Origin of the sequence: Streptomyces sp. NPDC002088 (genome assembly GCF_040296605.1) — a bacterium.
Lineage (GTDB): Bacteria > Actinomycetota > Actinomycetes > Streptomycetales > Streptomycetaceae > Streptomyces.
In genome coordinates this window covers 1-1,772 of record NZ_JBEOXO010000106.1, presented here as the reverse complement: position 1 = coordinate 1,772, position 1,772 = coordinate 1, and the positions used below count along the sequence as shown (strand labels likewise).

The window sequence follows — 1,772 nt, the reverse complement described above, 5'->3', positions numbered from 1 at the left end:
ACACCGTTGTTCAGCGTGACATGGGGGATCTTGGACATGGTGAACCTTTCGGGATGGTGCTGAACGGCGCGAGGGTGCGCACCGGCACGTGGGGGAACGGCGGTTCGTTGCCCGTGCTCAGCCGGTGGCCGGCGGCGGGCTGGATGGTTCGGGGAATGTGGGCCAGGTGCTACTGACTGCGGTCGCTCGGTTCTTCCTGAGCGGGCTCGACGGGGTCCGGCGCGGCAGCCCAGCTGGCGAGCAGATCGAGGGCTTGGCGGCTGGGTGAGCCGGGTTCCGCGGTGCAGATGATCAGCACGAGACCGGCGTCGGCAGGCAGTTCCAGGGCTTCGTAGGAGAGCTCGAGGTCACCGACGACCGGGTGGTGCAACCGTTTGACTCCCGTGCGGTGCAGCCGGACGTCTTGTGAAGCCCACCGGGTGCGGAACTCCTCGCTGCGGGTGCACAGCTCCCCGATCAGATCGGTCAGTGCCTTGTCGTAGGGGTTCTTGCCGGCCATAAGGCGCAGCCCGGCGACGCTGTCGCGGCCGGTGGCCTCCCAGTCGAGGTAGTAGCCGGCCGCGCGGGGGTTCAGGAAGCGGAACCGTGCGGCGTTGACCGGGCGGGCGGGGTCCTCGTACAGCGGAGACAGGAGGGCTTTGCCCAGCGCGTTGGTGGCCATGACGTCCCCGAGGCCGTTGGTGACATAGGCCGGGGACAGCTGGCTGTCCAGGATCGCCTGGATGCCCGGACGTACCCGCTGCACCGCCGGGCGCCGGCGTACAGCCGGGCCGGTGTTGGCCGCACGCGCCAGGTCGAACAGGTGTGCCCGCTCGGCCTCGTCCAGCAGCAGCGTCCTGGCCACGGCATCCAAAACGCTCTCCGAGGCGCCGCGCACGTTCCCACGCTCGAGCTGGGTGTAGTACTCCACGGACACCCCTGCCAGGTCGGCCACCTCGCTCCGTCGCAGACCGGGCACACGGCGGGTGCCGCCGTGGTCGACGAGGCCCACCTGCTCGGGGGTGACCTTGCCGCGGCGTGAGATCAGAAAGTCCCGTACCTCGCTGCGGTTGTTCATGCCCTTCACGCTACGGGCCCCACCGCGGACGTGGGAGATGCTGCCAGCACCCCCCTCAGCGGCATCCCGCACGGCGGCGTCCGCTGCACCACCGCACGATCATGCCGGGCTGCGGATCGTCTCGCGCACCAGACCACAGCGCCCGCCGACCTGGTCCCGGGGGTGATCCGCGCTCGTCGGGCGGCCAGGAAGCGTCGCACCCCGGCGGCCTATACCGCGACGGTAGGCATGTCGACTGCTCGGTAGGGGGTGCTGGCAGCATCTCCCACCGTCACCGTCGGCTACCTAGCCTCGATGACGCAGCCGGTGTCGGCCGGCTGCACCGACGATGAGGAACACGTCATGCAGTACACCCGTCTGGGCACCTCCGGCCTGAAGATCAGCCGCATCGCGCTCGGATGCATGAGCTTCGGTGACACCTCGCAGATGCCGTGGGCTCTGGACGACGACGGCGCCGAACCGATCTTCCGCCAGGCCGTCGAGTCAGGGATCACCTTCTGGGACACCGCCAACATCTACGGCAACGGCACCTCCGAGGAGGTCGTGGGCCGCGCGATCAAGAAGTACACGAAGCGCGACGACGTCGTCCTGGCCACCAAGCTGTTCTCCCCCATGCACGACGGACCCGGTGGGTCCGGCCTGTCGCGCAAGGCCGTGATGGAGCAGATCGACGCCTCCCTGACCCGGCTGGGCACCGACTACGTCGACCTCTACC

At 69.1% G+C, this 1,772-nt stretch carries 2 protein-coding genes; one reads left to right on the top strand and one right to left on the bottom strand.

The features are described from left to right. Positions 1-169: 169 nt before the first annotated feature. A complete protein-coding gene (locus tag ABT114_RS50325; RefSeq protein ID WP_351154094.1) occupies positions 170-1,057 on the bottom strand; it encodes a helix-turn-helix transcriptional regulator in 888 nt (295 codons plus the stop codon). Between the two features lie 342 nt (positions 1,058-1,399). Here ABT114_RS50325 and ABT114_RS50320 point away from each other — a divergent pair. Then, positions 1,400-1,772 (top strand): aldo/keto reductase (locus ABT114_RS50320; protein WP_351154091.1); only part of this gene is annotated, 373 nt, incomplete at its 3' end.